The sequence below is a fragment of the Allobosea sp. LC85 genome (genome assembly GCF_000735605.1).
Lineage (GTDB): Bacteria > Pseudomonadota > Alphaproteobacteria > Rhizobiales > Beijerinckiaceae > Allobosea.
This window is the reverse complement of sequence record NZ_JPKG01000030.1, coordinates 1-998: the sequence shown is the minus strand read 5'-3', so window position 1 is coordinate 998 and position 998 is coordinate 1. Positions and strand designations below refer to the sequence as shown.

The following is a 998-nucleotide window of genomic DNA, read 5'->3' as shown; positions in this document are numbered from 1 at the left end:
AAATCGGAATCGGGCGATTCCCTTTTTGCAGCGTTTGTGATTCACCGTTTGCGGAGGTGGATCATGGGTCTGAGCTATTCGAAGGATCTTCGCGAGCGGGTTGTCGGCTTTGTCGAGGCCGGGCATTCGCGTCGGGCGGCCGCGCGGCATTTCGGCGTGAGCGAAAGCTTCGCGGTGAAGCTGTTGCAGCGGGTTGCGCGTCTCGATACGGCGCAGCCGGCTCGCCAGGGCCGTCCGCGTGGCAGTCGGCTCGACGGCCACGGCGTTTATCTGGTGGCGCAGGTCGAGGCGAGCCCCGACATCACCATGCCGGAGTTGGCAGGGCGTCTAGCGCAGGCAACCGGCATGATGGTCGATCCTGCGGTTCTGTCGCGCTTCCTCTGCCGTCTGGGGTTCACATATAAAAAAAGCGCTGATGGCGTCGGAATGCGCACGCGCGGATGTGCGTGAGCAGCGCCGCCTCTGGATCGACCGCCGTCAGCCGCGCATGCGCTTCGAGCCGCATAGGCTCGTCTTCATCGACGAGACCTCGATCAACACCAAGATGGTCCGGTTGCGCGGCCGCAGCCCGCGCGGCGAGAGGCTGCATGCTTCGGCTCCCTTCGGGCATTGGGGGACGCAGAGCTTCATCGCGGGCCTGCGCTGCCACGGCCTGACCGCGCCATGGATCATCGACAAGGCCATGGATCGCGTCGCCTTCGATCTCTATGTCGAGAGCCAGCTCGCACCTACCCTGTCGAGGGGCGATATCGTCATCCTCGACAATCTCGCCGTCCACAAGAGCGCCCGGGCGGCCCAGAGCCTCGCCGAGCGAGGCGCCTGGTTCCTCTTCCTGCCACCCTACAGCCCTGATCTCAACCCCATTGAGATGGCCTTCGCCAAGCTCAAGGCGCATCTCCGAAAGGCGCAGGCCAGAACCTTCGATGCGCTCTGGAAGGCCGTCGGCAACATCTGCGACCTATTCAAGCCGCAAGAGTGCCAAAACCTCTTCAAACATG

The 998-nt window shown here is 63.6% G+C and carries 1 protein-coding gene; it reads left to right on the top strand.

Annotated features, from left to right (window positions below):
• Nucleotides 1–63: 63 nt before the first annotated feature.
• Nucleotides 64–998, top strand: a protein-coding gene (locus FG93_RS31865) for an IS630 family transposase (RefSeq protein WP_152579454.1) whose coding sequence is annotated in 2 segments (ribosomal slippage) — nucleotides 64–411 and nucleotides 413–998 — 934 coding nt annotated over the 2 segments. Because the reading frame shifts where the segments join, the coding sequence is not laid out codon by codon here. This gene is flagged as partial in the annotation.